This is a genomic window from Methanosarcina sp. UBA5 (assembly GCF_002505485.1).
GTDB lineage: Archaea > Halobacteriota > Methanosarcinia > Methanosarcinales > Methanosarcinaceae > Methanosarcina.
Genome location: NZ_DAVG01000130.1, coordinates 16,238 through 42,535 on the forward strand (window position 1 = coordinate 16,238; position 26,298 = coordinate 42,535).

Consider the following 26,298-nt stretch of genomic DNA (forward strand, 5'->3'; position numbering starts at 1 on the left):
TCCAGTGCCATGAATTTTTTAAGAACACGGCTAACAGATTTCAAGCTTTTCAAAAATCAAAAATTATCTGCTGCCGGACAAAGATCAGAGCGGCAGAATTCCAGGATTAAGGTGAAAATTGTAAAGGGCAGGAGATTGATTCCGATAGGAAAACTAATCTGGAGTAAGAACAATAGAATTAACAAGGACTATTGTGGGGTCTGGTATATCGCCGGTGAATGTAAACGAGCTGGATGTGGTCAGGACTATTGAAGAAGGATTCAAAAAGGCGTATAGTGGGGACCTAAAAGGAACAGTAGAAGCTATTGACAAACTCAAGGGTTTCGCATTCCAGTTGATTCACCTGGATGCCGATGCTGAAAACGAGTTGGATATAAAAGCACTGATCATCTCGATAGGGGATATAGCGAGAGTAAGTGCTGAAATGAAAATGGAGCAGGCATGTTCAGTTTCAGGTCGCGTTCTTGGAGATATAGCACTTGAGGCTGCTGGTCAAAAGAGGGAGCCGCTTGCTATAAAGGCTTTATCGATTGTCGGGAGCCTTACCCTGGAGTTTGCCGGAAAAGGCCTGGATGCGGCAGCTAGAAGTACAGTTGAATCGCTCGGAACTTGCGGAAAGGGCTCGTCAAGAATGAAAATGGAAACGCTGACAAGCCTTTCTGAGGCTTACCTTATGCAGGTATCGCTGAAATCCATAGAAAAAGGCCTTGATAAGGCCGGAATTGCTGCTATAGGCTACCTTGGGGAGATAGGAATTGCTTCGGCCGAACAGGCAATAGAGACCAGTACTCTGGAAACTGCAGTCATTCTTGAAGATCTTGGTAATGCCTCTGTAAGGGAAAATAACGAGTCCTACGCAAAGACAGTAATTGAGGCACTTGAAAACCTGGGCACCGAGGTCTCTCAGCGCGGAATGAAAAATATACTTGTCCAGATTGCGTGGTCTCTGGAAATGATCAGGGTTCTTACTCTTGAACGGGGCCTGAAAGGAGCTTGCTTTGCCGCAAAGGCTGCGCTTGAATCCATTAACACGGCAGGATTGCTTGATGCAGAACAGAACCTGGAAAAAATCAGGGAAATAAAGGAGTTCCATTCTTTTATTCTGAAAAAGAGTTAAAGAAGCAGTTGGGGAAAGTTATATTTAAGGAAGCAGAATAGGGGGAGTTAAATACTTCAGAAACTTAACAAACCGGAAGTAGAGCCTGAAAATCTATTTTTTCCGCATTTAAATATAAAAAAATTCTAAAAAAATAAATAGTTAGAGAAAAATCATAAATCACTATAGAAAATCATTATAGAAAATTCATGGATCACTGTAGAAAAATCACTATAGAAAAGAAGTTCAGTGTGGGAAATTAAACATGGTGCTCCGGCCGGGATTCGAACCCGAGTCTTCGGCTCGAAAGGCCGGAATGATTGGCCGGACTACACTACCGGAGCACATTGCATCTCACAGCGAGACCTTCAATAGACTTAAGTAATATATATACCTGTCCCTTATCTGTCCTTTCTGGTGTAATCTATTAACCAGATAACCTTTTATGCAATAACTATTTTAATTAGTTTATATTACTTTTTATAGGTAAAATGCAACTTTATAAGAATAATTATAATTTATTAAAACTAATTTTTAAAATCTCAAAAGATTTTCTGAAAAGGACATTCTATTTAGGGGGATCTGGGAGGACAGGTCATAGATCATGAACTTTCGCGCTCAACCTCAGTACTTGCACTTGACAGCGTTAACTTTGCAAAGTAGCAAGTTAAAAAATAGTGAGCATTTTTAATAGTAATCTAAAAGAACAGTTTAGCCAATGCGATATGAAAAAGTATTTACAAATAAGTACAACGAAAAAGTGAATTATGATAAATACTATAAAAAATGATATGATGCTCCGGCCGGGATTCGAACCCGAGTCTTCGGCTCGAAAGGCCGGAATGATTGGCCGGACTACACTACCGGAGCTTTTGATGTATCTTATTTTCCCCTCATTGAAGGGGTTCTTCAATAAGAGGTTCTTCTATATATAGTTAGCGGCTGCCGATACTTTTTAAAACGTTATTGATTGTTGAATTCAGAAATCTCACAAACCTTTTAAAAAACTGCATAAGCGCAAACTTTATCAAAAAAGGTTTAATCGAAAAACCTAGCAGCGGTGTGATCAACCGGCGTAACGGTTTACGCAAACCTTTTAAGAAAAGTCTTGACTGAAAACTGTTTTTGAGAATATTATTGGCTGTTGAATTTAGAAATCTCCTTATTAGATTTCTTCTTCAGCTTCTTCCTCATCTTCGATATCGGCTTTGATTTCACCGGTCTCTTCTGATCTTTCAGCTTCTTGAATGAGGCTGCCAATCCATTCACTGAGTTTCCCGCAGTATTCGGGTTGACAGTCACCGGTGCAGTTTGTACAGGCCGAAAACAATGTTCCTGCAAGCAGGAGGTCATATTTTTCCTTAACCTCTTCCTTTGCTTTCAGTAGGTATGTTCTTGCCCCGTTTGAGACTCCAACCTCTCTTATTATTAGGTCTTTATCCAGAAGCTTTTTTATGATTCTGGAACATTTTCTGCTGTCGATATTCAGCTCTTTCCAGATTACGTTCTGGAAAACGCCTTCTTTATGTCTTTTTATTATATTGTAGGCTTCTTCTTCAAGATCCATGATTCCACACTAATAGGGTTCCTTATGAAGTTTTTATTCTTCTATAGGAGTGATAAGTATAATGTTATTACCACGCAGTACTACTGAACCAAGAGAACGAACTTTTTCTCCTTTTACGATCTCCATGGTGTCCACAAGATGAAGGTTCATATAGTCGTCCACGCTCTTAAGAGTGCCTTCAAGCAGATTAAGATCGCCTTTCATTTCTACCTGGATTTTTGATCCAACAATTTTCTGAACTTTTTTATTTGGGAACAAATTTAAACCCTCGCTGATTTATTTTGAATTCTCCCCGTACTCGTTTCTGTTTTTTAGTCCCAAGCCAGTGCGGAGCAAGTCGCATCAGAAGCACATCCACACCTGCGGTCTGCTTGCTGCCTGTATCAGCCGCCTCATGCCAGCGACTGAGAAATTTCTTTATATTGTCACTCCACCGGCTTTTAAGAAAACTGAAAACTACATACCCTTTACAGAGATATATAACCATCGATCTCCATAGCTCTCAAAATACCTCTTGGATCAAATCGTTCCTTCGCAACCGTTGCGCCGGTTGATCACGCCGTATAGGGTTTGGGATCAGTTTCTCAAATTCAAACATTTCCTCGTTTTCGATCAAACCTTTTGAGAAAAGATTTGTGATCAAGCCTTTTTTGAAAAACTTGTGCGGCTTACAGGTATTTTATCCAATTTTTTATCCAGACCGGATGAAGGATTAGATCTAATAAGTCAGATGTAACCCTGGAGATCCGTACTTTCGTCAGCAAGCTTTGCAGACTCCTTTTTTGGTCTCGGGATTGCTCTTGCAATAGGCCCAAAAACGGATTCGTATTCATTTATATGCTGGGTCAGCCAGCGGGAAAGCTCAAGTGCAGCTACCGGAGAGAGTATTACTTCAGTTTCTACACGTCTCTGAATAACCCTTGACTCTGAGACATCCCCGAACAGTTTTGGAGTGTCATTGTAAAAACCAATCCTGAAATCATAGGGGCTGTGTCCACCTGCAGCTCCGATAGCATATATCTGCCTGAAGTTTTCAGGCTTCACAAATTCGACTGTAATGCCTTTTTTAATCTTTTTAGAAGCTATGCTTTCGATATTTTCCCTGGATTCAACATCCTCGGTCATGAAATTACCTCTACTTTTACTCTCAGCGTATACGATCAGGTTATGATCTCATATACTGACCGACTATTGAAAAACCGGTCAATCCTCTCATATAAACGATGCATTCCCACATAAGCAGGAACATTTTAACTCATCATACAATGTTATCTGCAAAAACGTTTTTGATCTTTTAACCCTGGACTTTCTTTTTAAGCTTTTTTGCTTCTTCTGCAACTCCCTTTTTCGAGTGCACCTTTGCTATTAGTTCCACGGCGTCAAGGTTTCTGACTGCGTTGTCCAGGTACCCGAAAACGTCGCCCTGGTAAGCCGAGATCCCGTACTTATCTTCAAGTTTCTTTACAATCTGTCTAGGCTCAAGCCCTTCTGTACGCAGCTTGATTATTTTTTCCGAAAACTTCTGTTCTGCACAGCCGCAGTAAGGTGAATCTTTGCATTTACAGGTTAAAAAGTCCGAAGCAAAGTTCAACAGGAGCTCCTGGATTTTTGCATCAAGCTGGGAAAGAGACTCCCCGTCAAAAATTATATCAAGAGTAGCTCCCTGAAAAATCCTTGAAGGCATATTCACATGCAGTGAGCTTCCTATCTGGTTTGCGTACTTGAAATATGCTGCATCGAAAAACTCCAGGTTCGTTGCGATCTTCAGGGATTCGTTTTCTCCAAGCACTGCATCCCGAATTAGAAAAGCTTTCGATACCGGAAGGAAATGAGCTGCAATAATTTTTCCAAAACGCGTAAGCGTTATTCGTTTTCCCTTTCTTTCCACAAAACGATAGCTCTGAAGGCGCAGAATCAATTTATCCAAGTCGTAGCTTCCAAACATCCAGTTATGGATCATTCTGAGGTCCTGCACCGAAGAGGTGACTGCAACCGATGCAAGCACTTCCTCAAGTTGCTCGGCTTCTCCATAATGTACGCCTGCTGAGAGCATTTCTCCCTGGAGCAGTTTAATTGCAACCTCTTCTTCGGTGTCGGACTGGGAACCTGAATAGGATTTCCCAGGCACGGGCATAAGCACAACAACTCCTCTGTCGTGGTAATCAGGTCTCCCTGCTCTTCCACTCATCTGCAGAAAGTCCTGGACTGAAATCCAGTCTATTCCCATTGCCAGGGACTCAAAGATCACCTGGGAAGCCGGAAAATCCACACCCGCTGCAAGAGCAGCCGTGGTCACAACTACCGGAATCTCTCCTTTTGCAAAGCGAGTTTCAACTTTCTTTCTCTCGTACTGGGAAAGTCCGGCATGATAGGGCGCCGCCTGAATCGAAAGGGCTCCTGCAAGTTTGTGGCAGTTTCGGCGGGAATTTGTAAAAACAATTGTCTGTCCCCTGTGCTTTTTGGAAGAAAACATTGAATATTCTTCTTTCGCAAGCTGGGAAATCAGCTTTGCCTTTTCGTTTTCCTGGCAGAAAAGGAGGTGCCTGTCTATTGGAACCGGTCTGTGTTCGTAACGGACAAGCCTGGCTCCAAGTTTCTTTGCATAGCCTTCGGGATTTGCAACGGTTGCGGAGAGATAAATGAATTGAGCTTCAGGTGCCACATACCTCAGCCTTCCTATCAATCCATCAAGCCTGTGCCCTCTTTCTTGGTCTTCGAGGGTATGAACTTCATCCACAACCACAGTCCCGATTTTGCCCAGAAAATCGGCATTTCCCGACCGAAGCATGTGGTCTATGCCCTCGTAAGTCCCTACAATGATATCCGCACCCGGGCTTGTCTGCATCTTCACGCGCTGAGAGGTTTTTATGAGAATTGCCCCGATTTTTATGGAGGTGGTAAGCCCGAGTTTTGAATAGCGCTCGTTGAACTGGTCATACTTCTGGTTTGCAAGTGCAACCAGGGGAACGAGGTAGAGCATTTTTCCTTTTTTGTTAAAGAGGTTCTGGATTCCTGCCATCTCCCCTATAAGGGTCTTTCCGGTTGCTGTTGCCGAGACTACAAACTGATTTTTTCTTTCCAGAAGCCCGGCTTCTATCGATAATGCTTGAACAGGCAGCAGGGTCTCGGATTTTTCAAGCAGCATTTCCTTAAACTTCTTTTGAAGGGGCAGGCTCTTTACCCTGATTGTAACACTGGCGGGTTTTGTCCTTATAGTATCGTAACGTGTGAACTCAGGATCCAGCCTCTCAGGACTCAGCATCCGGATAGTCCTGTCCAGGTCTCGGGTTTTTGAGAGCACCTGCTCCAAGAAATCTATGGATTTTTCCCCATACTGCACGCCAGCCGAACGGACTGCACGCAAAAGTTCTTCTTTTGCACATTCCAGGCAGATGAGTTCGTTGTTATATTTAATGGATTTACTATTTACAAAGTTGAAACGTTTATTTATCCAGCAGTGTTTACAAATTTTTACTTTGTCTGCATCAAGTTGAAAACCTTTGAGCATTTCCAGAAAAGCAGCCTCATTTGCAGTATCCCCTCCCTCTGCGAGCATTATCCGGTTTGCACTGCGCAGGAGTTCTATAAACTGCTGGGGAGGTATAAATTCTTCTTTTTTCTTGCCGGTGAGTAGCCTTATTTTATGGGGGCGTGGCCCTTTATAACTATCCTTTATTAGGAGCTCGGCCATATAAATCGGCTGTTTCATACGGTCCTTTATAGTCATAACTCTTATCTTCGATTTTTCAGCGTAGCCTAGGACCCAGAGCATGATTATTTATCCTGATATATATGAGTGGTATGAGTAAGCTTCTTTAAAAGCCTGTATATTTTCCTCCAAAGCTTAAACTTCGAAGTTTGAAAAATCAACATTCTGTTGTCTTATTAACTTTTAGCAGCGCAATTTGCGTTTACAGGTGAAAGTCTATTCAAATATTAGTTACACTTTCAGCATTGTTCGGGGAGTACTATTTATTCTTCCTTAGCACACCTTCCGGACTTCTACCTTTCCATCTTATTTGCAACCTCACTTTATAGGTAACTATTATATAAATATTTTATTACATAATTATTATATATTTAAACTTTTAAAGGGTTTCCTCGAATATCAACAGTATTAAATGTACCAGTTGAAAAATTTTTTTAAAATATTTGTTGGAGGAAGATATCAAGGAATTATTTTAAGATTGTTTGGGGGAAGTAACTAGAGAAACTACCTATCGAAAATACTAGAGTAAAAACTCTTTACATAGAAGCTGCTTATATATTGCTTCCTAAAGTACTGTTTTATAAACAAGCTCCTTCCTTTGCAAATTTGCACCTGCAGTTTCGAGTTTCCGGAATATTTTCTATCGTGCCCGAAATAATCTCAAAGATTGCATCCTGAGCTTTTCCCACGACCTCAGTAACTTCATCAGCGGTCAGTTTCTGTGTAGTCATTCCACATGCCTGATTTGTGATAATGGCAAGAGAAGCGTAACAGAGGCTGAGTTCTTTTGCAAGGCTCACTTCAGGCACACCGGTCATGCCAACAACATCTGCAAACTGGCTCATCATGCGGATTTCAGCCCTTGTCTCAAAACGTGGGCCTTCCGTACAGGCATAAATTCCTTCTGTATAGGGAAGTCCTCGTTTTTCCAGAGCACCTTTAAGGGCTGTCCTGAGCTCCGTGCAGTAGGGCTCAGAGACATCAACATGTACGGTCCTGTCATCATAAAAGGTAGAAGGCCGGTTCCGAGTGAAATCTATGAAATCGTCAAGGACTACAAAGCTGCCCACCGGATGCCCTCGCATTGATCCAACGGAATTCGTAGATATTACACGTTTTGCCCCGATGGAATATGCGGCCCAGACATTGGCCCTGTAATTAATCCTGTGAGGAGGAATATGGTTTTCTCCTGCATGTCTGGGGATTACTGCAACTCTTTTCCCTCTTATAGTAGTAAAATAAGCAGTAACTTCTCCATATGGAGTATGTACTGACTGACTTTTAAATTCTTGGTATGAATTAAAACCGACGCCACCGAGCACCGCAACTTCAACGTTTTCAGCTACTTTTCCCATTTTTATCTTCCTGGTGGTTTTTATTGTTACCCCAATTTCAATTTCATCTGGCTTTATTGAACCTTAAATCCTCTCGCAGGCCGCCTGCGGTCAGGCAAGTTTTTTCTTTCTTCTATCTCTTCCTTTCTCTTCTTTTTCGGGAGCCTGGTTTGACACGCTATATTTTATGCCTGCAAGAGCAATAAGAATAGCAACTGCGACCGAATACACAAAGTACTGGAGGGCAAGGGCTGCATCATTAGTAATGCCTTCCGAAAGGGAGGCTTTCGCTAAAATGTATGTACTTGCGCCCCAAAAAAGCAGCCCTGTTGCGATCACAAACAAAGAAATCGCGACATTTCTATAAACGGGCTTATTTTCCATCCTTAAATCGAAGATTTTCCCAAGATCAGCAAGCAGCAGGGCTCCTGTATACCACCAGACTGAAGCATTAATAAATACTGAAACAAGCGTAAGGGTTCCTTGATACCATACTCCTTCTGCCGAATAAAGCTTCCATACTTCCGTAGCTCCGTACGCAGTTGCTACAAGGATTGTAAGCAAGGAAGCCGTATAGCTGATAAAAACCATCCTCTGTTCAAGAAAAGCGTCCCAGAGCTTTTCTTTTTCAAGAGCAACAAGGTCGTCCAGCCCAAAACCCCTGTACAACATGTAAAGCCCTACGGCTGCAAGAATTCCCACAACTGCACCTTCGGGATAGCGGGCAAGTAAGAATATTGCATAAATGAGAAAAGCAAGCCCTAAAGGTACAAAGAAAGTCTGGGAGATTTTCGGGTCGCTGAAGACATGTTTCAGGATATAGTAAGTGCTTTCCAGATTTTGACTCTGCATTATTACGATTCTTTTCACGGAGTCAATTTTCATACGAGATTGAACAATAGGCACAAGCGTTTCGTCCTCTGCCCCATCTGAGACGAATATTGCCCTCTGCACATCATTCATATTGAGGAACGTTTCGAGCTGCTCGGCAATTTTCTGGTCTGAGATCACTCCAACGTTTTTGTCTCCTGCAAAAGAAACTATCTCAGCATCGACTCCTTTTGACCGCAATTCATCAAGAATTTTGATTCCGCCAAAAATCGTATTGGTATCAGAATCCTCCGGGTCTGCGATCCCAAGTGCGACGGCAGCCTGAACATTTGCCTCCCGTCCCACTATTGGGGTTTCGAGTTTTGCTTTTTCGCCCAGATCGTTATCTCTGTCTATGCATATAACTAAGGTCTGCATATCTCCTCTATAGCCTTCAATGGCTTACTCTATCGCAGAGAGCTGGTTTTTCATGAATACGGTATCTGATTTGGCTATTGGCTCTTATATCTTTCCTGCCGGAGTTTTACATAAACTCTTTTAATCAGTTAAGTTGCTTTACTTTTTACAAGCATACTATTTTAATTTATACTTTATAAGCTTGTAGCGTAACAGAATCTATTTTTTAAAATTTTGTTTTGGCAGTGGAGGGTTTTACTGTGCGTTATATAGTAGTTAAGTAATTAATAAAGTAATTTGTAAATTAATTTATAAAGTGGTTCCTAAATTAATTCGTTATGCAATTGATTAAGCAATTCGTATTTAACTTCTAAAGATACTTTTATAATTTTGAAAAACCATAATAAGTAAATGTTTACAAAAAAGGCTCTCTTTCTGAGAGAAATCCATTATCTTCATCAAAAATAAAAAGGGGTTTATATGGCACAAACAATGGAAAACGAAAGTAAAGGGACTGAAGCTGGAAAAAAGAGCAGAATACAGGATAAAGTTGGAAAGCTTGGCAACGACATTGACACACTTGCAAAGAAAACTGGGGACGAAGCCTTTAAACTTGCAAAGAATATAAATACTGAAATAAAATCAATCTCGGAGGAAATAAAATCAATTGATGTAAAGGATGAGGTAAAGAGCATCACTACCAGGGTTGAAAAACTGGTTGATACGACAGGCGATAACGCAAAAAAACTTGCTTCAGATATCAAGACCGATGTAAAGAAATTGGTGGATAAGATCGAAAGCCCTATTTCAAAGAAAAAACAATAACTGCAAAGTAACGAAAGTGAACAAAGTAACAGATAAAAAGGTAATAATCTTCCAGGTGAGAAGTAACTGTCTTCTAGGACTTACGCACTTGAGGTATAAAATCAAGTTCAATAAGCACTGTTGTTTAAATTTACATTTTAGACCGTTAAAGGTTTAATGCTATTGATTTTTCAGTTCAGATACGTAAGTCCTATCTTCTTAACCTTCTCTTTTATTGTCGGTTTTACTTCTCAATGCATATTCATCGAGTCAGTTTTGATCCCACATTCCATGCTTTTAATGTTTTTTTCAATTATATAATTTATTTAAAGAGTTAACTTTATTATTCAGTACGACGTCTGTATAAATTAAATTTGGGAGATCAGTATGCAACCATACTCTGGCATTTCCAGGAGGCTTATAGCCTCAATAATCGATACTTTCGTAATTATTTTCTTTTTTATGTTTTTAGAGCTAATCACAAAACCCCTAGATGAAACTCTTTTCTATATTCTGTTCTTTCTCATGATATGGGCTTATTTTGTCTTTCAGGAAAGTTCGACCCTAAAGTCAACAGTGGGCAAACAGGCTGTGAACATTATTGTTACTGATCTCAACGGAAACAGAATTTCCTTTATGCAGGCAACAAAGCGCTTTATTCTGAAAATTCTAGCTGTAATTCCCTTTTTTACAGGGTTTCTGCCGATTTTTTTTACTTCAAAAAAGCAGGCCTTTCACGACATTGTTGCAAAGACCGTGGTATTTATTCAGGAAGACCGATCTTAATCCAATTCCTTTCTCTTTAACTTTTTATCTTTTCTTTTTAACTTTCTTATTTCTTCCTATCTTTTTCCTTTTACTTTTTTCGTTTTCCATCCTTTTTCCTTTTTATTCCCTTACTTCCCTCATTTTCCTATTTTTTCCTTTTACTTTCCCTTGTTTTTTCTATATTTTTCCTTTTATTTCCCCATTTTCCTTGTTTTTATCTTTTTCCTTTTATTTCCCTATTTTCCTTGTTTTTATCTTTTTCCTTTTATTTTCCCCATTTTCCTTCCTTTCCCCTCTTATTTATCAACTCTTTCTCCTCCCTCTTATTTTATCAATTCTTTCTCCTATTTCTTTCCCCATTTTACTCTCTTTCCTTTCATTATTATCCTTTTCTCCTCTTCTTACTTTCACCCATTATATCAATTTTTTTACTATGAGTACTTTTTTTTATTATGATGTCTTAATGATTAATGGGAAGTCATTTGCTACCAGAGCAATAAAGGGAAGTCTATTATGCCTATTTCTTTCAATCAGCGCAATTCTATCCAGAACAGACCGATAAGCTTTCAGAGTCCTCTCTCAAGCCGTTCTCCTGAGATCTCTTTTTCTTCCGGGCCCGTGGAAGAAATAAAACTCTTCCTCGATATGGATGGAGTCCTTACGGATTTCACCACCGCCTGTGAAAAGCTTGGTGACAATATGATGTTCTGGTACAGCAACGACAGAGAACTCTTCTGGAAAAAGATTACATCTGCAGGAATCGAGTTCTGGTCAGATATGTCCTGGATGCCCGGAGGACGGGAATTACATGGGTTCCTTAGAAGCTCGGGCCTTTGTCCGACGATCCTTTCTGCGCTCCCCGGGCCTGAGAGGAAAAAAGCCTTAATCAATGCTAGAGAGGGAAAAATCAAATGGCTCAGAAAAGAACTCGGGCCCTCTTACGCAGAGGCTGCAATTCTCTGTTACCGCCCGGAAAAAGCCTTACAATCAGGAGTTTCAAGAGTTCTTATTGATGATAACTCCGAAAACATCCGCGAATGGGAAGAAGCAGGAGGCATCGGGATCCTGCATAAGAACACCAGCCGGACAATCCGGTGTTTCACTAAAGTTCTTGAAGTCGAGCAAAAGTTCTGATCTGCTAAATTTTACAGGGAAAAAATTCAGGCTTCTTGATTACAGGCTACTATAAGAGCCACAAGGTTTTGCCTGTGATTTTTGATATCTTCCTCCTCCACACCCTTTAACCACTTTTTCCCCCCGTGAATTGCGTGATCTCCGCAGATAAAGAAAATCGTTCCTTTTTCCGCATTCCGGTAGATCTTGCCCAGGTTTTCATCCACGACTTTTGCAGCCTTTTTCAATTCTTTCCAGTTTTCTGCCCTGTGGGAAAAACGGTCAAGGGTTCTGAGGTGAACCGCCAGAATATCGGGTTTTTCTTTGAGTGCAAGTAACGCATAATTTGTTATCTGAAGGTCATAATCCAGGATATCCTCGGAATCCGGAACTCCATAATATTCTTTTATCCTTCCCCTGAAACTTTCCGCACCTTCGGACTCTATGACCGCGGACGCTTTCATGCCTGCCCTGCAAGCCCATTCCATAATGCTTTTCAGTCTCGGGTTTTCCGAGTCTTTTGTCCTTTCTGTATAAATGTCCGCGGTTGAGTAGATATTATGCTCTTCAGGCAGGTATCCTGTGAAAATCGACGCAATCGCAGGAGATGTTATGGTTGCTGGGGATCTGCAGCTGAAGAGAAGTCCTTTTTCGGCGATTTTGCTCAAATTCTTCATTATCGGAGAAAAATAGTTATAAAGAGAATACCCCAGACTGTCAATCACAATAATTACTGCTCTTTTGCAGCTTCTTTCCTTTGCATAGCTCTCTACTTCCGGAATTGACCTGCCAGTAGGCGGAACCATAGGGATTTTCAGCAGTTTCGAGATCGTAGGGGCAATATCAATAGTGTTACACTCTAATATTTTCATGTGCTCTCCAATACATTATCTGGCAAGCCGCTTATATGTTTTTCCTGTGTTCCTATTTTAAACTCATATGACTTACGCGGTTGAAACGAGAAATCGATAGCGCTAAACCTTTAACCGTCTAAAGCTCATATTTAGCTATAACGTTTATTGTGCTTGATTTTGTATATGAAGTGAGTACGTCCTATCAGATAACTGTAAATAATTATATCGGAGTGGTATGAATTTCCAAGGGATAGAATAGAGTATCCGAGGGGCAAAATGAACGCCAAAGATGGAGAAGTCTCTGAAGCAGAATCACCTGAAGACGGGGAAGGGTTTTCAGAATTGATCAGGTATACCCTGCCAGGCTACCTTTTAGGGCTTCTGGCAGGAATCTTTCTGGATTCTCAGGGATAGCAGCGAAGCTCTTTTGGCAGTGGTTTATTCGCACGCTTGCAGGCGAAGGGGAAAGCATCTTTGAAGGAATTTTTTCAATACAGAATAGCGGAGAGCCGTAAAATTGTTACACTTTATTTACCCAGGCCAGTGACTCCTTTGAATCTAAAAATCGTATATCTTTTGGCAAGTGTTTTTGGTTTTTCAACAGGAATATATTCAGGTGCACCATAATATTCTTCGGGGATTGGTATGGTTGGTGCAATTGGTAAGAGTATAGAGCTTTCAGAAACTATTCTCAAAGAAATACTCGATTTGTATAAGGACATAAGGGAACTCTCTGATGAAGAGATTCTCTCCTGCTCTTCGGACAAGCCCGAAAAATTGTTCCTGAGGCTGGATGCTTTAATTACTCTGGATTTGGGAAGTGATGTAATTTCTATTCTCCTGAACAATCAGGAGCTGGAACCAATTTTCGCTCACATTAATCGATTCAGAAATTTATATACAGTAAGGCTGGAAACCGGATATGCAAAGGAAATTCTTGCGAGCCAATCGTCCTGGGATGTCCTTGAGAAATTTCCCTTTTACAAAAATTATCTCAAGCTGGTTCGGACAGAATACGAAGGTTTCGAGCTAAAAGCCGGAGACAGGATTTCTTTCCTCGGAAGCGGGCCCCTTCCCCTGACACTTATCATTTTCTTCAAATATTATGCGGTAAAGGGCAAAGGGATAGAGCAGAATCCTGAAAGGACATGGCTTTCAATAAAAACGCTTGAGAAGCTGGGGCTTTCGGAAAATATCACTATAATTACCGGGAATCATCTATCTATCAACCCAATTGATTTTCTAGATCATGGCACCGGGGTAAAGGCTCTCATGATAGCTGCCCAGGCTGAACCTAAAAAAGAAATTCTCGATTATTTACTAAAAGTAATACCTCCGGGCTGCAGGATTTCTTACAGAATCTACGAAAAAGGCTTAATGAAACTGCTAAATCGGGACTCTCTGCTTAATTTACCTGAAGGTTACAGGGAATATAAGAGAATCCGGCCTGAGCCTCCCGTATATAACACAGTCATCTTTCTGGAGAAAAAAGAGTAATTGCTCCGGAATTCCGGAGTAGTAACAGACTATCTTAGTAGTAACAGACTATCTTAGTAGTAACAGACTATTTTAACGAATTACTTATCCCTTACCGGGACCTGAATTTCAGTCATAAGCTCTTCTTCAGGAACTTCTGCAGGATCATTGAAATACAATTCTCTGCTCGGGCTCAGAGTTTCCAGGTTATTCTCCCTAGCATACGAGAAAATCTGGTTATAACCGGCTTCGACTCCAGGATACGGCCCTCGGTAGACCACCGAGACGGCTCTTATAGCAGGCAGGGTTTTTACTTCCATTTTCGGGTCTTCGACTGAGATCCTGCCCGATACCGGCAGGGCGATCTCGATATCAGCGCCGGTTTCTTTGTACTCTTCGTCATGGCAGAGGAATATGACCGGACCTGTAACTTTTACACGGTTTCGCTGATTTTCAGGACTGTCGACGCTTGTGCAGATTTCGCCTATAAGTTTTCCAATAGTTGCCACAAAAGCTCCTTTTTCACGCTTGCTTATTACTCGCATCTCGGGTATTTCCTTTATAACGGGTTCTGTAACAGACATTTTGAATAACTCCATAACTTTTCCATTGTGTTTGCAGGCGCCCTGCAAGATCTCTTCGATCCTTTGCAGCTGTCCTATTTCCAGCCGGGTTTGTTTAAGTTTTTTCCTGAAGCCTGCTCCTATATACTCGAAGTCTCCTTTGCTTTCCGCATCCAGAAACAGGGAGATTTCTTCCAGGGAAAATCCAAGGAAGCATAGAGTTTTAATTTTCATTCCCTGTTCCAGCTGGGAAACGGTATAGTACCTGTATCCCGTGAAAGGGTCCTTTGCTTCCGGTAAAGCTCAGAAAATGTTGCTGTTACTAACAGCTGTTTAGGATGGATTTTTATGTAAAAATTACATAAAGTAAGTGTATGGGGAGAATAGAACCAATTGATAATTATGCCCACAGATTAATTAAGATTTTCGATACTTCTGAAAAGCCTGCTGAAAATCTAACTGCTTTTAGACTTTTTATTAGAAAAGAGGGTAATACAGGCTTAAGTGATGAAACACTAAAATCTTATTATAGTGCCTTCATTGTTTTTTCACGTTGGTGCTCTAAACCTTTAAATGATTTAACAGAGTTGGACATATTAGATTTTTTAGATTATTTAAAAGCCTGTGGTTATGCAGCAACGTCTATGCATTCATATAAGGGTGTATATAAAAAATTCTTTAATACACAAAACAAAGAACTTGCTGAGCTATTCAAGGAGAGAAGACCACCTACCAACAGTGAAAACAAGAAACGGGAGAACCTGCTTACCAAGGAAGAAGTAGAAAAGATGATAAACACGGCTAACAATTACCGCGACAAAGCTGTCATTGCAACTCTGTATGAGAGCGGTGCCAGGCGAGGAGAGCTGCTATCCTGTAGAATCAAAGATGTAATTTTTGATGCTAACGGTGCCCGAATTACACTTAAAGGCAAAACTGGCACTAGGATCGTACGGCTTGTCTTCGCTGCCTCGTTTTTACGAGATTGGATTACAAACCACCCGTGCAGGGACACAAAAGGTAAACCTGATAAGGAAGCTTTCCTGTGTACTTCACTCCACTCTAAGATAATAACTGCACCTAGTGGCGAACAAATAAATTTTATCGAGCGTCTCGCCAACCAAGGACTAGACAAGCAATTAAAACGTATAGCTAAACGCTGTGGTGTAGAAAAAGCCGTAAATCCCCATGCATGGAGACATGCAAGAGCAAGTGATCTGGCTGAGCACCTGACTGACCAGCAATTAAAAAGAGTTATGGGGTGGAGACCGGACTCTAGAATGGCTGCAGTTTATGTGCATGATGTAGATACTGAAATGGCTCTTTTAAAGCTCAATGGTATCGAGATAGAGGGTACTTATACAGATGGTTTAAAGGTAGGAAGATGTCCAAGGTGCAAAGAACTCAACCCAGAGACACAAGGATATTGTGGAAAATGTGGGCTGCCTTTAAAAGATGCGACGGCGGCGGAAATAGAAAGAGGCAAACAAGACCTTGATATGGCTGTCATGCAAGCTATTGCAGCAAATCCTGATGTCCTGAAGGAATTAACTGAAAGTGTTGCAAGACTTCAGAAGAAAAATTAAATAAGTTAAAACATTTTATATATTTTGTGAAACTTTAGTTGTATGGGAATGGTGAAGACCAAACCGCTCTGCGGACTATGGCTGTCCAAGAACCATACACCCGAAAAATAAAAACAGATGAGTCTCCATTGAAATTCTCTGAATTCATACAGAGCCATGAAGCTACACTGAGATACCTGCTACAGTGGGGCAGCCCCTTGGAGCAGGCGAAAGTGTCGATAATTTATGAGTTAGCAAAAAGTGAAACCTGAGCTTCAAAACTCAGGCTTAACTTATGCTTCTGTTCTAATCAAAAACAGGTGAAACTGCTTACTTTTTTGTGTTTGAATCTACAACGGAACTCCGTTAAACGGGGCAAAATATGCCTCTCCATTCTGTTTTACAGATCAATGATACCTTCCTTACACACGAAGGGCTCTTTTGATTCAAAGGAGGCATATAATGAAGACAAATATCAAAATTCAGACACATGTATCCGAAGAGATGATGAAAAGGATTACAAAAGCACGTGGAATTGCAAGTACTAGTGCGTGGGTGCGTGCAGTGATTGAACAACATTTTAATAACAATCCTGACGGCAGATTTGATCAGGAGGGACAGCATGACTGAAAAATTTGACAGGAGTTATGCTGCTCAGTTCCTTGGCAAAAATGCGGAAATTGTCGCAGCATGGGAGAAGTCATCTGACCCAATAAGAGCAGCACTAGCAATTTTGCTGAAACAAACAGCGGGAGATGTAAACTGCCTCGGATAGTTATTTCAGGTCTCTTTAGTATTATTAACTGCTTTGATTTTTTACTAGTAAGTTTTAGGGAAGACTTGGGGCAAAGTGTATATAAACAAAAATTCTAAAATTTAGAGTTTTTATAAACTTTTAGGAAGACTTATATATGTATAGGACAGTATATAATATAACAAGTTTGAACATATATCAACAAACTGTAAAATTAAACAGACGGTGAAGAAATGCATATTCGTAATGGAAAAATAGGCGTAGAGGTTTTTCTAGATCTTGAGACTTACTATGCCCTCGAAGCGATGAGAAAACCAGAAGTACCTCGTGGGACTTTTTTCGGAAAAGCTCTAGGAGAAGTAGTAAATTTTCAAAAAACTATTGAAACCGGAGAAGTGTAAAGAAGATCATAGACCACTACAAGGACCCCTTCTTCAAAGGTTCCCGCCTGTGAAAAGGTCCTGTAGGGCTGTGTACCTAAATCTATAAGAGATTCAGGAAGTTCTTAACAATGTTTGCTATAGATTATTATGCTGTTCAGGTATATAAAGATCGCGTAGGTATACCGCAGTCACGTGTAACGATTTTTGATAGCAGTGTAAAGAAAACTTTACATTTTACACGGGTCACCGCAACAGGTAAAGTAAAAAGTTACTCTAGAATTAAGGCGTTGACTTCGGCTTTTGGAAGGAGGGCTTAAAAATGGAAGAATTTAAAACAAATCCTTCGGAGCTTCTACGGTTTCACCAACTACTCACAAAGGACCGGAAGGGATACATGCCTTACTATTTCCCCCTCCAGCGAGAAGGAAAAGACCCGTGGGAGAGGGTAAGCTGGAAAGCTAACAGAAAAACTTTGAAAGAGGCTCTCTACCTGATGCAAAGAGGCTGTAACATTGGAATTGCGGCAAAAGCTGACGATCCTCTAGTCATTATAGATATTGATGACATGGAGCAAGTACCAGACATTAAACCTACACTACAAACTATTTCAAGAAAGAGAATTGGCAGGCATAATTACTTCTTCGCTAAGGATGAAACGGCTAAAAGGAATATAGCGGCTGACACTGCAGGTGAAGTTAGGGCGTGCTGGCAGTATGTAGTTGCTCCTGGGTCATATGTGCCTTGTGGTGAGAAAGATTTTGCCAAGATGCCTGAAGAAGAGAAAGTGAATGCAGGACACTATACAGTGTTTAAAGAGCTGCCTGTAAGTGAAATAACTTATGCTGAGTTCCCCCAAGCATATAAAAATTCTGACATGGCAAGAAAAATTGTAGATACTGAAGCAGCTATCAGGAAAATAGTGCCTAAAACAAGCACAAAAAAGAGTTACAGAAGCAGCGCTCTCTGGGATTTAAGTATCGAGGACGTTTCAGGACTTTCAGACACAAAAGGAAAAAGGGTCCCAATGCCTTTTGAGATTCATGATTCAGGCACTTATAAAAATTGCAGTGTTTCACAGGGCTTATTACATTGTTGGAGGCATGAAGTTTCTCACAATGCATTCAGCTACTTGTGCATTTTAGCAGGCGTGATGACCTGTGAAAATGCAGGGCTACAGCATGGAGGCAGGCACTACGGTGCAGATGCGACAGATGGAGAGACTGTTTTCAGGGTATGGAAGTATGCTAAAGAAAAGGGCATGATACCTAATAATGACCCAATACCCCTTTCGGCTCTTAAATACTTTGCAAGGTCTAAGGGAATTTGTAAAGAGATTAAAGATGGAAAATTAACTTCATTGCAATATCAGATTGCTGTGGCTATGCTGAAAAAGGAGGTGTATTAGATGCCAGAATTTAAAACTCTCTATAATGTTGCAGAGTATGCTGTCAAGAACATTGAGCCGTGTGACATTGAAAAATTCATGCTTGATGAGAATGCTAAACTAGTCGAACCTCTAAACAAAATCGAAGGAATTATTAGAAGCACTGTAGAACAGGCTGAAATCCTTAAAGCACGAAAAAACCAGGAAGAAAAAAATCAAGCTCGTGGCCAAAGTTACTATAAAAAATTATGGGAAGATGCAATCAGTAAAAAGCCTATAACTATAGAGCTAGCTAAAGAATTTTTAAAAGAAAATATGTTAAATGAAAACACAAATTTTGCTGAAGAGTTCATAGTTGAAACTATAAAAGAATCTTTCAACACGAAGAAAATAAATGTAATATTAAGCTACTACAAAGAACAGAAAAAAGCATTTGATAAAGGTGTAGCACAGAGCACAAGGGAGGCTGCAAGGCTTACGAAAAGCATGAGTAGCCAGTGCTACGGTGCATTTTCTATAAAGGATGAAGGTATTTTTAAAGAGAAAGAGATTCTTTTAAAAGACGGTAGCTACGCCACCATAGACGAACTAATCACAACCACTAAGTGTAATGTCGAGGCACTAGGAAAAAATGTAGATGATAATAATATACTCTATAAACTTAGATTTAAAGACAACTTTGGCAACGAAAGAGTAATCTGGAGAGCAAATCATGAGCTTATGCAGAAATCAGGTGTTCTAGGTCTGCAAAAAGAAGGCATGTTCTTTACGGAAAGTAATGCAGGGAACATATCAGCCTTCTTTGAAGCTGTGATTAATGCAGAAAAGGCTATACTGCCAAGGGAGACAGCAGCCTCAAGGAATGGTTGGAAACTAGACAATGAGCTTTTTGTCTGTGGTAATGTCGGGTACACTGCAGAGGGAGAGAAGGAAATTTTACAGGTAGGAAACCCTCTTGCTGACTTTTACACTAAAAAGGGAACCTTAGACGCTTGGGTTAAAGGCACAGAAAAACTGTGGGAATTCCCTGTAATGCATATGAAAATGTACCTGGCTTGTACGCCTGTAATTCTGACACTACTTGGTATTCCTTCCTTTGTGGTAGAACAAAGACTACACTCAGGTAGAATGAAAACGGAGACCTCCAGAGTCGCTGCTTCAGCTTGGGGAAGTCCTGTAGAACTACAACTAACAGCAGACTCAACAAAGTGCGGCGTGCTTGCACATGTTGAATTCAACAACAATTTAGCTACATATATTGACGAAGCAAAAATATCACCAGAAATAAGAGACCTTGTTTACATGATTGCTAACGAAACAGGCAGGTCAAAATCAAACAAGGACCACGGATTAGAAAGAGGAAAAAATTCAACAACTGTCGCAATTATGACATGCGAAAATCCAATACTGCCTGACAATGCACACACAGGGGAGCTTGTAAGAGTTGTACCCCTTTCGTGGGGTGTAGAGGAACTTTTACCTCAAGATGTAGTATCAGAAATTACAGAGACTTACACTGAAAATTATGGGTTATTTGGTCCTTTATTCATAGAGAAAGTTTTCGAACAGCATCAAGAACTTAAAATGAGATTCAATGAAAACCTTAAGAAGCTACCTAACAGTGAAGACAAGACAGGGGATTATGTCACCAGTGCAAGAGCAAAGCGTTTTTACGCTGCTATAGCCACTGCAGGAGATATAGTTGAAACAATTTTTAGAGAAATTGGAATAAAAAGTATGGACAGCACTGACTTGTGCTCAAAATTGTACTATCAAAATGTTATTGCGTCATCAAGATTTGAGCCTACTTATCTGAAGGCGTACAAGGCAGCTATAGCTATGTATGCCCGAAACATGGTTTACTTCGTTAATGAAGACGATGAGGAAAACCTGGAAGAAAATGAGGAAGACCTAGAAGAAAACAAGAAAAACGAGATTAACCACGAAAAGTATGGATGGATTAAACAAGTAATACAAAAGAATGAAGATGGTTCTGAGTACTCAAAGGGCTTATGTGTCTGTTTTGACCCGAAAGTTTTGAGGAAACTGTTAAAAGAAGAAGAGTATGCTGTAGAAGGAGTACTGAAGGACTGGAAAGAGCATGACTTGATTTACTATCAATGGGAAGGTAACAAAGGAAGTAAGTATAAAAGTGCAACAGTATCCCTTAAAGTGAAACAGGATAACAAAGCAGCAGCAACCTCTACGCGCGTATATGCACTTCCTTTTACGAAAATGCAGGAGATCAATGGAGATATGGAAGAGGAATTAGAAAAGAACGATAAGCATCCAGGCAAAAAAGAAAAAGAAGATATAGATGATATTTTAAAAGCGCTAGGTAAGAAGGAAAATGAGGTTAATCTTGAAAACGTACGTAAAGTACGAGAGAAGGTGCTCAAAGTATGCAGAGAACAGAAGGGACCTGTAGACCTTGAGGAGCTTGTAAAAAGTGTTATAGAGCCAGACTTCACCATAACACTAGACACAGCAAAAGTGCTAATTTCAAAAATAGCAGAAAGAGGAGGTGTAGTACTGAACAAAGAAACCGATGAGAGAGCAAGGCAAGTACAGAAACCTTCTGCAGAAGGTACAAACGATACTACTAAAAAAGCCTGCAACGCATAAGCAGGTTTTCTTTAATTTATCTTTTCAAGTTCCTCACTACGAGGAACCGCTTTTCTACCTTCTAACTATCTTTCTTTTCCTCTCGTGGGCTACAGCTTTTGAGCAAGCCACTCTTTTTCTCTCTGTTCTTTCTCAACATGCTTTTCTCAAGCCTATCTTTCTTAAAGCAACCTCACAATTAAACAAGTGTGTCACAAAAAGGTTATTTTTTACCCGTAACCGAACAATTCTCTATTCTAGACCACAAGTGCTAATGAAAAATGTGGAAAACAGTTCACTTCTAAATAACTTGGTTACGGGTTTGGTTACGGGTTAACAATAAGAAGAAACGTTATCTGTAGAATACTTTCACTTTAAGGTTACGGGTGTTACGGGTGTTTTGAAAAAATCTCTCAAATATTTTCACGTTATTTCACACACACTTCTATAAAGTTTAATAAGCGTGTGAAAAAAGAAAAATTTCTATGGATGAGCACAATTTTACCCGTAACACCCGTAACCTAGACAAACAATATGGCAGTAAGTAACGTTTTTGTTTCAAAAGCACCCGTAACCAAACCCGTAACTTACCCGTAACCACCCGTAACCAGTAGAGGAAGACTAACCATAAAAAATAACAATACAATAACTATACTATCTATCTACACTAATCTATTCTGCTTTTACGGTTTATTGTTAATTGCATCTCTATTTTTCCCTTCGTGTTTTATCTTTAGCTATGCCTTAGTCCCCCGAATGCTTTGCTTATGTGCCTGTGTGCTTTTGTATCTTTTAAAATTGCATTTTTGTCTCTAGGTACTCTAGGCACTCTAGATCAACTTTCACTCAACTTTCTTTATAAGAGTTTTGAGTAGAACTTTGCCTAGAATGCCTAGAATCAGTATTTTTGCCTAGAGAGGGAATTTTTAAATATAAGACAGTTTACTTATTTTGCTTTAAACTGCTTCCCTCGCGTGATTTTGACTATTTAGATAAGATCCTGTGTTTTATGTGTTTTTACAGTTTTGAGGCTTCTTCATGTGCTCTGTAGCTTTCTTTTCTCCTTGTAATTCAAATAATTTTTTCTTACACACTGTAGTACTTTTTTACAATCTGCCTCAGCCATCTGTATTTCGTAATTTACCTTCTTTATTTTTTCAGTAAAATGACGAGAAGCTTATTGAGAGGAATAAGAGTTGAATCATTAAAGGAATTAAAGGAGAGAATTAGTCAATATATAAACCAGATTAACGAAAAGCCAGTCATTTTTAAATGGAAATATAAAGTTAAAGAAAGGGACGAAATGCCTGGCAGAATTATAATCTAAAAAAGGGGAATTAATTAGGAATCGATGCACTAGTTTTATACTCCGTCCTAAAAAGAGAAGAGTCTTTAGCCTTAAGTTTCAAGCTGAAATATTATACAAATAGATATCACCTTCTTCCGGATATTTTGGAGTATTGCGTGAGTCCATATATACAATCTTATCATCGTAAATTGCAGGCTCTCTTGCATAAGTGCTGTTTGTAATACGAGTTGTCCCATTGGTTGAGATATTGTACATATAAATGTCACTCAACCATTTTTCTCCTTCTCTGTATATTTTTTCCAATACTATTCTATCACCATATACATCTGGATTCTTTGAATTGCCGTCAAAAGTGACTTGACGTGTTTTATGCTTAGCAATATCTCGCATATAGACATCCATTGATCCATTCTGGTACTCTACCCACACAACAATGTTTCCGTAAATTTTACCACCACTTGCTGTACCAGTTCTGCGAATGTCACTTACTCTTTTTGTGGGTATGTCGTATATGGAAATGTTTGTACTCCATTCACCTGAATTTACCTGATTTGACCAGCTCCATACAATTTTATTCCTATAAATAGAAGCACTGCAGGTTGCATGCTCATACCGAGTTAGCTGAGTTTCTTCATTTGTGCTAAGATTGTATAAGTACAAACTGTTATACTGATCATTTTGATAATCTGCAGGCTGGCCGTCAACAGATTTTGACCTTACATACACAAGGTTATCACCATAGATCGCTGGTGTGCTTGCGTTAACGATTTTAATCTCTTTGCCAGTGGAAATGTTATACACAATTACGTTTTCTTCATCCCACCATGTAACTTTATCTCCCTGAACAGATGGGCAATCTCCCGCATGTCCTAACCCGGTTATGTTTCCAGTAGTCAGGTTATACATGCCCGCTGAGTCAGTAACAGTCTCAGCCCATGTAACAGTGTCGCCATAGATTGATGGATTAAATGTTAGACTCGACTGTACGACCATAGTCTCTTTGCCAGCTTTTGCTATTGATGTAAAGCTTATGAGAAAAATCAAAACAAGTGACAGATATATTATTTTGTTCCCCAAATTAACCCCCATAAAGAATGTAATACTGGAAAACTACATCAACATTGCTGCTCATTAGCAATGTGGGGGAAAGGGAACTAAGAACGAATACAGGAAAATACTTACTTTTTCAGCTTACATGCAATATGCTCGGAGCGAAAACAATAGTGTTGCAGAAGAACTGATGAAAAACAGCTCTCAACAAACATTCGGGAGTTGTTAACAGCTTTAGGCAAGAATCCCCCAGGGCTTTAACCTAGTGGGATGAATGCCGTCCTCTTTCTTTTGCAAGTATGTTTACAAAGTCATCACGTTCAGAGTAGTATGGAAGCCTATTGTCAAGTCCAAAAGCGTAAATCATTCTTTTGAGTGACTGAGTTGTTACAGTTTCTAAATAAGCACGCTTATTGATAATTATCTCTCCTACTGCTTATCATTACTCATATGTATAGGCTTTGACACATAAATAAATTTTTGAAAGTAATTGGCTAAAAATATTTTTTCTTGTTATTGTTCGTGTGTCACGCTTCAGGCACTATCCCTGGAACTCCCGCCCTGAACTGCACGAATCGTAGTACGTGTCACAAAAGATGAAAAGAAAGATAAAAGTAAAAGAGATCAGAGATGTAAGAGCAAGAAAGGCATTAAATAAAAATAGAAAGGGAGTTATCCATTTATTACTTTACAGTTACTTTTTTGCAGCTTTTATCGTAATGGCTGACTTTTTAGTCTGCTGTACGTGACAATTTCCAGCACCGTATACAGTCACTTTTGCATCATAGGTCCCCGGCTTTTTTACAGTAAGCGAGCAATTACAGATGTGTTTTTTCGTGCAGTGTGTACAGTAAGATCTGCAGGAAGCGACTACCTTTCCACTTTTATCCAATATCTGATATTGAACAATTTTGACAGTGCCTGACGTGTAAGTTGTAAGCCCAATTTTAGCTGGTGCGGTTCCGGTTGGATTGTTTACTGTAAACTTGACAATTTTTAAATTGCACGCAGGACTAGCTGAAGCGCCTGCGGTGGCAGTACATACTGTCAAAACCAATAAGGCTAGTACAAAGAAAGTTGTTGTTCGTTTCATCAGTTCACATAAATACACAATTGTGAATATATAATTTTGTATATGGTCTAAATAACTATAATTAAATATAAATATATATTAAGACGTGGCTTTCAAAAAAATACAGCTATTTATAATTCTAATAATTTGACGATATGTTCACCTTTAGGCAAAATCACTCGATTGTTAACCGCGATGATCCACTTCGTCGTAGATGGAATCCTGATACTAGCCAAGGTTAGAACTTACACACTTAAAGCACAAAGATAATGGATTAAAAAAGAGATTCTTAAGGCATTTTGCCCTACTTTTTAATAATTTCTATATATTCTTCCAACAATATAGTCCATATCAACAGGTCTATATTGAGTTACATCAACTGATGCATTTACGGTCTTATTCTCAAAGTTTATGAATGGGTATTTAACCAAATTATTATTATGTTGATGCCCATGGATTACCCATTCACTCCACCTTGCTGGCACATCTTTTGGGTCATGAACTATGTAAAAGCTCCTGCCTTTATATTTAATAACTCCAGGTTTATCAAATTGAATTTGGCGCGAAGGGTCATGGTTTCCTTGAATGAATATAATCTGACCATTTAACATTTTCAACCAATCTACAAGTTTTATATGTTTGGTAAATGCAAGATCGCCCAGGAAATATACTGTATCGTATTTAGATATGGATCTGTTCCAGTTCCAAATTAACGCTTGATTCATACTGTTTAATGAATCAAAAGGGCGATTACAGTATTTCATTATGTTGTAATGTCCCAGATGAAGATCAGATGTTACCCATGTTTTCATATTTATTCTAACCAGTAATGTGTCTTCTCTATCGTATGCTACTTTAAGGTATACACTAATATCGGGGTAGAAGATCTGATCTACCCCTCCTCTCTATGTTTTATTGCTATCTCGCGTAGTCAGAAAACATGGAATTTGTTCTTTTTCCTCACTATACGGAGGTCTGTGACAAATCACTTCTATATCTTCCAGCTGACTTGCCGGTTTTGAATACTTTCCTCTACTGTGCCAATATAAAGGTATATTTAGACATTCATGCATCTCAGGAAGTCGGTGATCAGCACAAAGCGTTTCACCACATCTGTGGCACTTGAAATGTAATGACGGTATGCGGTCGCCACAAAATTCACATGTTGCTATAAATATTCCCCCTATCAAGTTTTTTTCTATTATATGTCCGTAGTTGTTATTTATAGTCCAGATCGCTTATATAACTTATTGTACATTTATAAAAAGATACGTAAAATCCACAGTTTTTTACATTAGGATGAGTCACAGACGAGTCAAGAATTGTTATGTATATATGACCCTGTACCCCAAGCAGACAAAATAACTATTCAAAAGGACTTTTTAATAGAATGCAACTGCCAGAAAATTTTATACTTTTTTACTGTTGTGTCAAAAACTTACGAGACCCGAACAATCCTTCATAATAATTCCGTCCCAATTAATGATAGGAAACGCAGGGTTGAAAATATGGTTCCGTTGCAAAAAATCTCAGAATAGCATGTAAACCTATGGATAATAAATAAAAGTTAAAATATTTGAGAAAATGTACCAATATTATGGAACTATTCAAATAATTGATTAATATATTTAGCTTCATTAAGACCAGAGTAATTTAGATTCTTGAT

25 protein-coding genes and 2 tRNA genes are annotated in these 26,298 nt (G+C 39.5%); 13 read left to right on the forward strand and 14 right to left on the reverse strand.

The features are described 5' to 3' along the window. Window positions 1–193 precede the first annotated feature (193 nt). On the forward strand, window positions 194–1,117 hold the full coding sequence (locus BP621_RS16450) for a hypothetical protein (protein WP_292391787.1): 924 nt from the start codon (window positions 194–196) through the stop codon (window positions 1,115–1,117). Window positions 1,118–1,362: 245 nt separating this feature from the next. On the opposite strand, the gene BP621_RS16455 is transcribed toward BP621_RS16450, so the two are convergent. The 9 genes from BP621_RS16455 to BP621_RS16495 all read right to left on the reverse strand — a co-directional run bounded on the left by BP621_RS16455 (window position 1,363) and on the right by BP621_RS16495 (window position 8,954). Next, a tRNA-Glu gene (locus tag BP621_RS16455) sits at window positions 1,363–1,440 on the reverse strand. A gap of 451 nt (window positions 1,441–1,891) precedes the next feature. Next, window positions 1,892–1,966 (reverse strand) — tRNA-Glu (locus BP621_RS16460). Window positions 1,967–2,261: 295 nt separating this feature from the next. Further along, complete coding sequence (locus BP621_RS16465) at window positions 2,262–2,663, reverse strand: helix-turn-helix transcriptional regulator (protein ID WP_292391789.1); 402 nt, start codon at window positions 2,661–2,663, stop codon at window positions 2,262–2,264. Window positions 2,664–2,696: 33 nt separating this feature from the next. Then, window positions 2,697–2,921, reverse strand: a complete 225-nt coding sequence (locus BP621_RS16470; RefSeq protein WP_292391790.1) for an LSM domain-containing protein — start codon at window positions 2,919–2,921, stop codon at window positions 2,697–2,699. Next, complete coding sequence (locus tag BP621_RS16475) at window positions 2,908–3,150, reverse strand: hypothetical protein (protein WP_292391792.1); 243 nt, start codon at window positions 3,148–3,150, stop codon at window positions 2,908–2,910. Before BP621_RS16475 ends, BP621_RS16470 begins: the two co-directional genes overlap by 14 nt. Before the next feature lie 239 nt (window positions 3,151–3,389). Continuing rightward, entirely contained in the window at window positions 3,390–3,788 is a 399-nt protein-coding gene (locus BP621_RS16480) for a DUF3467 domain-containing protein (protein ID WP_292391793.1), read from the reverse strand. A 169-nt stretch (window positions 3,789–3,957) separates the two neighbouring features. Further along, window positions 3,958–6,438 carry a DEAD/DEAH box helicase gene (locus BP621_RS16485; RefSeq protein ID WP_292391821.1) on the reverse strand — a complete coding sequence of 827 codons (2,481 nt, stop codon included), beginning with the start codon at window positions 6,436–6,438 and terminating at the stop codon, window positions 3,958–3,960. Window positions 6,439–6,950: 512 nt separating this feature from the next. Continuing rightward, entirely contained in the window at window positions 6,951–7,727 is a 777-nt protein-coding gene (mtnP, locus tag BP621_RS16490; RefSeq protein ID WP_292391794.1) for an S-methyl-5'-thioadenosine phosphorylase, read from the reverse strand. Window positions 7,728–7,817: 90 nt separating this feature from the next. Then, window positions 7,818–8,954, reverse strand: a complete 1,137-nt coding sequence (locus tag BP621_RS16495) for a DUF373 family protein (protein WP_292391795.1) — start codon at window positions 8,952–8,954, stop codon at window positions 7,818–7,820. Window positions 8,955–9,413: 459 nt separating this feature from the next. Between BP621_RS16495 and BP621_RS16500 the strand changes: the two genes are divergently transcribed. The 3 genes from BP621_RS16500 (at window position 9,414) to BP621_RS16510 (ending at window position 11,639) form a co-directional block, all read left to right on the forward strand. Continuing rightward, complete coding sequence (locus tag BP621_RS16500) at window positions 9,414–9,758, forward strand: hypothetical protein (RefSeq protein WP_292391796.1); 345 nt, start codon at window positions 9,414–9,416, stop codon at window positions 9,756–9,758. A gap of 366 nt (window positions 9,759–10,124) precedes the next feature. Then, entirely contained in the window at window positions 10,125–10,523 is a 399-nt protein-coding gene (locus BP621_RS16505; RefSeq protein WP_292391797.1) for an RDD family protein, read from the forward strand. A gap of 495 nt (window positions 10,524–11,018) precedes the next feature. Continuing rightward, on the forward strand, window positions 11,019–11,639 hold the full coding sequence (locus tag BP621_RS16510) for a hypothetical protein (protein WP_292391799.1): 621 nt from the start codon (window positions 11,019–11,021) through the stop codon (window positions 11,637–11,639). Between the two features lie 26 nt (window positions 11,640–11,665). Here the strand turns inward: BP621_RS16510 and BP621_RS16515 are convergent, their stop codons facing one another. Beyond that, window positions 11,666–12,490, reverse strand: coding sequence for an alkaline phosphatase family protein (locus BP621_RS16515; protein ID WP_292391801.1), 825 nt, complete (start codon window positions 12,488–12,490; stop codon window positions 11,666–11,668). A gap of 258 nt (window positions 12,491–12,748) precedes the next feature. Between BP621_RS16515 and BP621_RS16520 the strand changes: the two genes are divergently transcribed. Further along, window positions 12,749–12,886: a hypothetical protein gene (locus BP621_RS16520; protein WP_292391802.1), complete on the forward strand. Its 138-nt coding sequence runs from the start codon at window positions 12,749–12,751 to the stop codon at window positions 12,884–12,886. 231 nt (window positions 12,887–13,117) lie between these two features. Next, window positions 13,118–13,969, forward strand: coding sequence for a nicotianamine synthase family protein (locus BP621_RS16525; RefSeq protein ID WP_292391804.1), 852 nt, complete (start codon window positions 13,118–13,120; stop codon window positions 13,967–13,969). Between the two features lie 80 nt (window positions 13,970–14,049). Here the strand turns inward: BP621_RS16525 and BP621_RS16530 are convergent, their stop codons facing one another. Then, window positions 14,050–14,745 carry a MerR family transcriptional regulator gene (locus BP621_RS16530; protein ID WP_292391805.1) on the reverse strand — a complete coding sequence of 232 codons (696 nt, stop codon included), beginning with the start codon at window positions 14,743–14,745 and terminating at the stop codon, window positions 14,050–14,052. 140 nt (window positions 14,746–14,885) lie between these two features. Between BP621_RS16530 and BP621_RS16535 the strand changes: the two genes are divergently transcribed. The 7 genes from BP621_RS16535 to BP621_RS16565 all read left to right on the forward strand — a co-directional run bounded on the left by BP621_RS16535 (window position 14,886) and on the right by BP621_RS16565 (window position 22,528). Continuing rightward, window positions 14,886–16,097 (forward strand): tyrosine-type recombinase/integrase, encoded by a 1,212-nt coding sequence (locus tag BP621_RS16535; RefSeq protein WP_292391807.1) that lies wholly within the window; start codon window positions 14,886–14,888, stop codon window positions 16,095–16,097. A gap of 441 nt (window positions 16,098–16,538) precedes the next feature. Continuing rightward, window positions 16,539–16,706 carry a hypothetical protein gene (locus BP621_RS16540; protein ID WP_292391808.1) on the forward strand — a complete coding sequence of 56 codons (168 nt, stop codon included), beginning with the start codon at window positions 16,539–16,541 and terminating at the stop codon, window positions 16,704–16,706. Next, window positions 16,699–16,851: a hypothetical protein gene (locus tag BP621_RS16545; protein ID WP_292391810.1), complete on the forward strand. Its 153-nt coding sequence runs from the start codon at window positions 16,699–16,701 to the stop codon at window positions 16,849–16,851. The genes BP621_RS16540 and BP621_RS16545 overlap by 8 nt, the downstream gene beginning before the upstream one ends. A gap of 212 nt (window positions 16,852–17,063) precedes the next feature. After that, window positions 17,064–17,231 (forward strand): hypothetical protein, encoded by a 168-nt coding sequence (locus BP621_RS16550; protein ID WP_292391812.1) that lies wholly within the window; start codon window positions 17,064–17,066, stop codon window positions 17,229–17,231. 301 nt (window positions 17,232–17,532) lie between these two features. Beyond that, on the forward strand, window positions 17,533–18,618 hold the full coding sequence (locus tag BP621_RS16555; RefSeq protein ID WP_292391814.1) for a bifunctional DNA primase/polymerase: 1,086 nt from the start codon (window positions 17,533–17,535) through the stop codon (window positions 18,616–18,618). Further along, window positions 18,619–21,222, forward strand: a complete 2,604-nt coding sequence (locus tag BP621_RS16560) for a DUF927 domain-containing protein (protein WP_292391815.1) — start codon at window positions 18,619–18,621, stop codon at window positions 21,220–21,222. 1,159 nt (window positions 21,223–22,381) lie between these two features. Then, the gene (locus BP621_RS16565; RefSeq protein ID WP_394339319.1) at window positions 22,382–22,528 is read left to right on the forward strand and encodes a hypothetical protein; all 147 of its coding nucleotides are present in this window, start codon (window positions 22,382–22,384) and stop codon (window positions 22,526–22,528) included. A 78-nt stretch (window positions 22,529–22,606) separates the two neighbouring features. Here BP621_RS16565 and BP621_RS16570 read toward each other — a convergent pair whose 3' ends face one another. From BP621_RS16570 to BP621_RS16580, 3 genes are all read right to left on the reverse strand, one after another. Beyond that, window positions 22,607–23,587 (reverse strand): TolB family protein, encoded by a 981-nt coding sequence (locus BP621_RS16570; protein WP_292391816.1) that lies wholly within the window; start codon window positions 23,585–23,587, stop codon window positions 22,607–22,609. A gap of 667 nt (window positions 23,588–24,254) precedes the next feature. After that, entirely contained in the window at window positions 24,255–24,653 is a 399-nt protein-coding gene (locus BP621_RS16575; protein ID WP_292391818.1) for a hypothetical protein, read from the reverse strand. A gap of 290 nt (window positions 24,654–24,943) precedes the next feature. After that, on the reverse strand, window positions 24,944–25,444 hold the full coding sequence (locus BP621_RS16580) for a metallophosphoesterase family protein (RefSeq protein WP_292391819.1): 501 nt from the start codon (window positions 25,442–25,444) through the stop codon (window positions 24,944–24,946). Window positions 25,445–26,298: the final 854 nt, after the last annotated feature.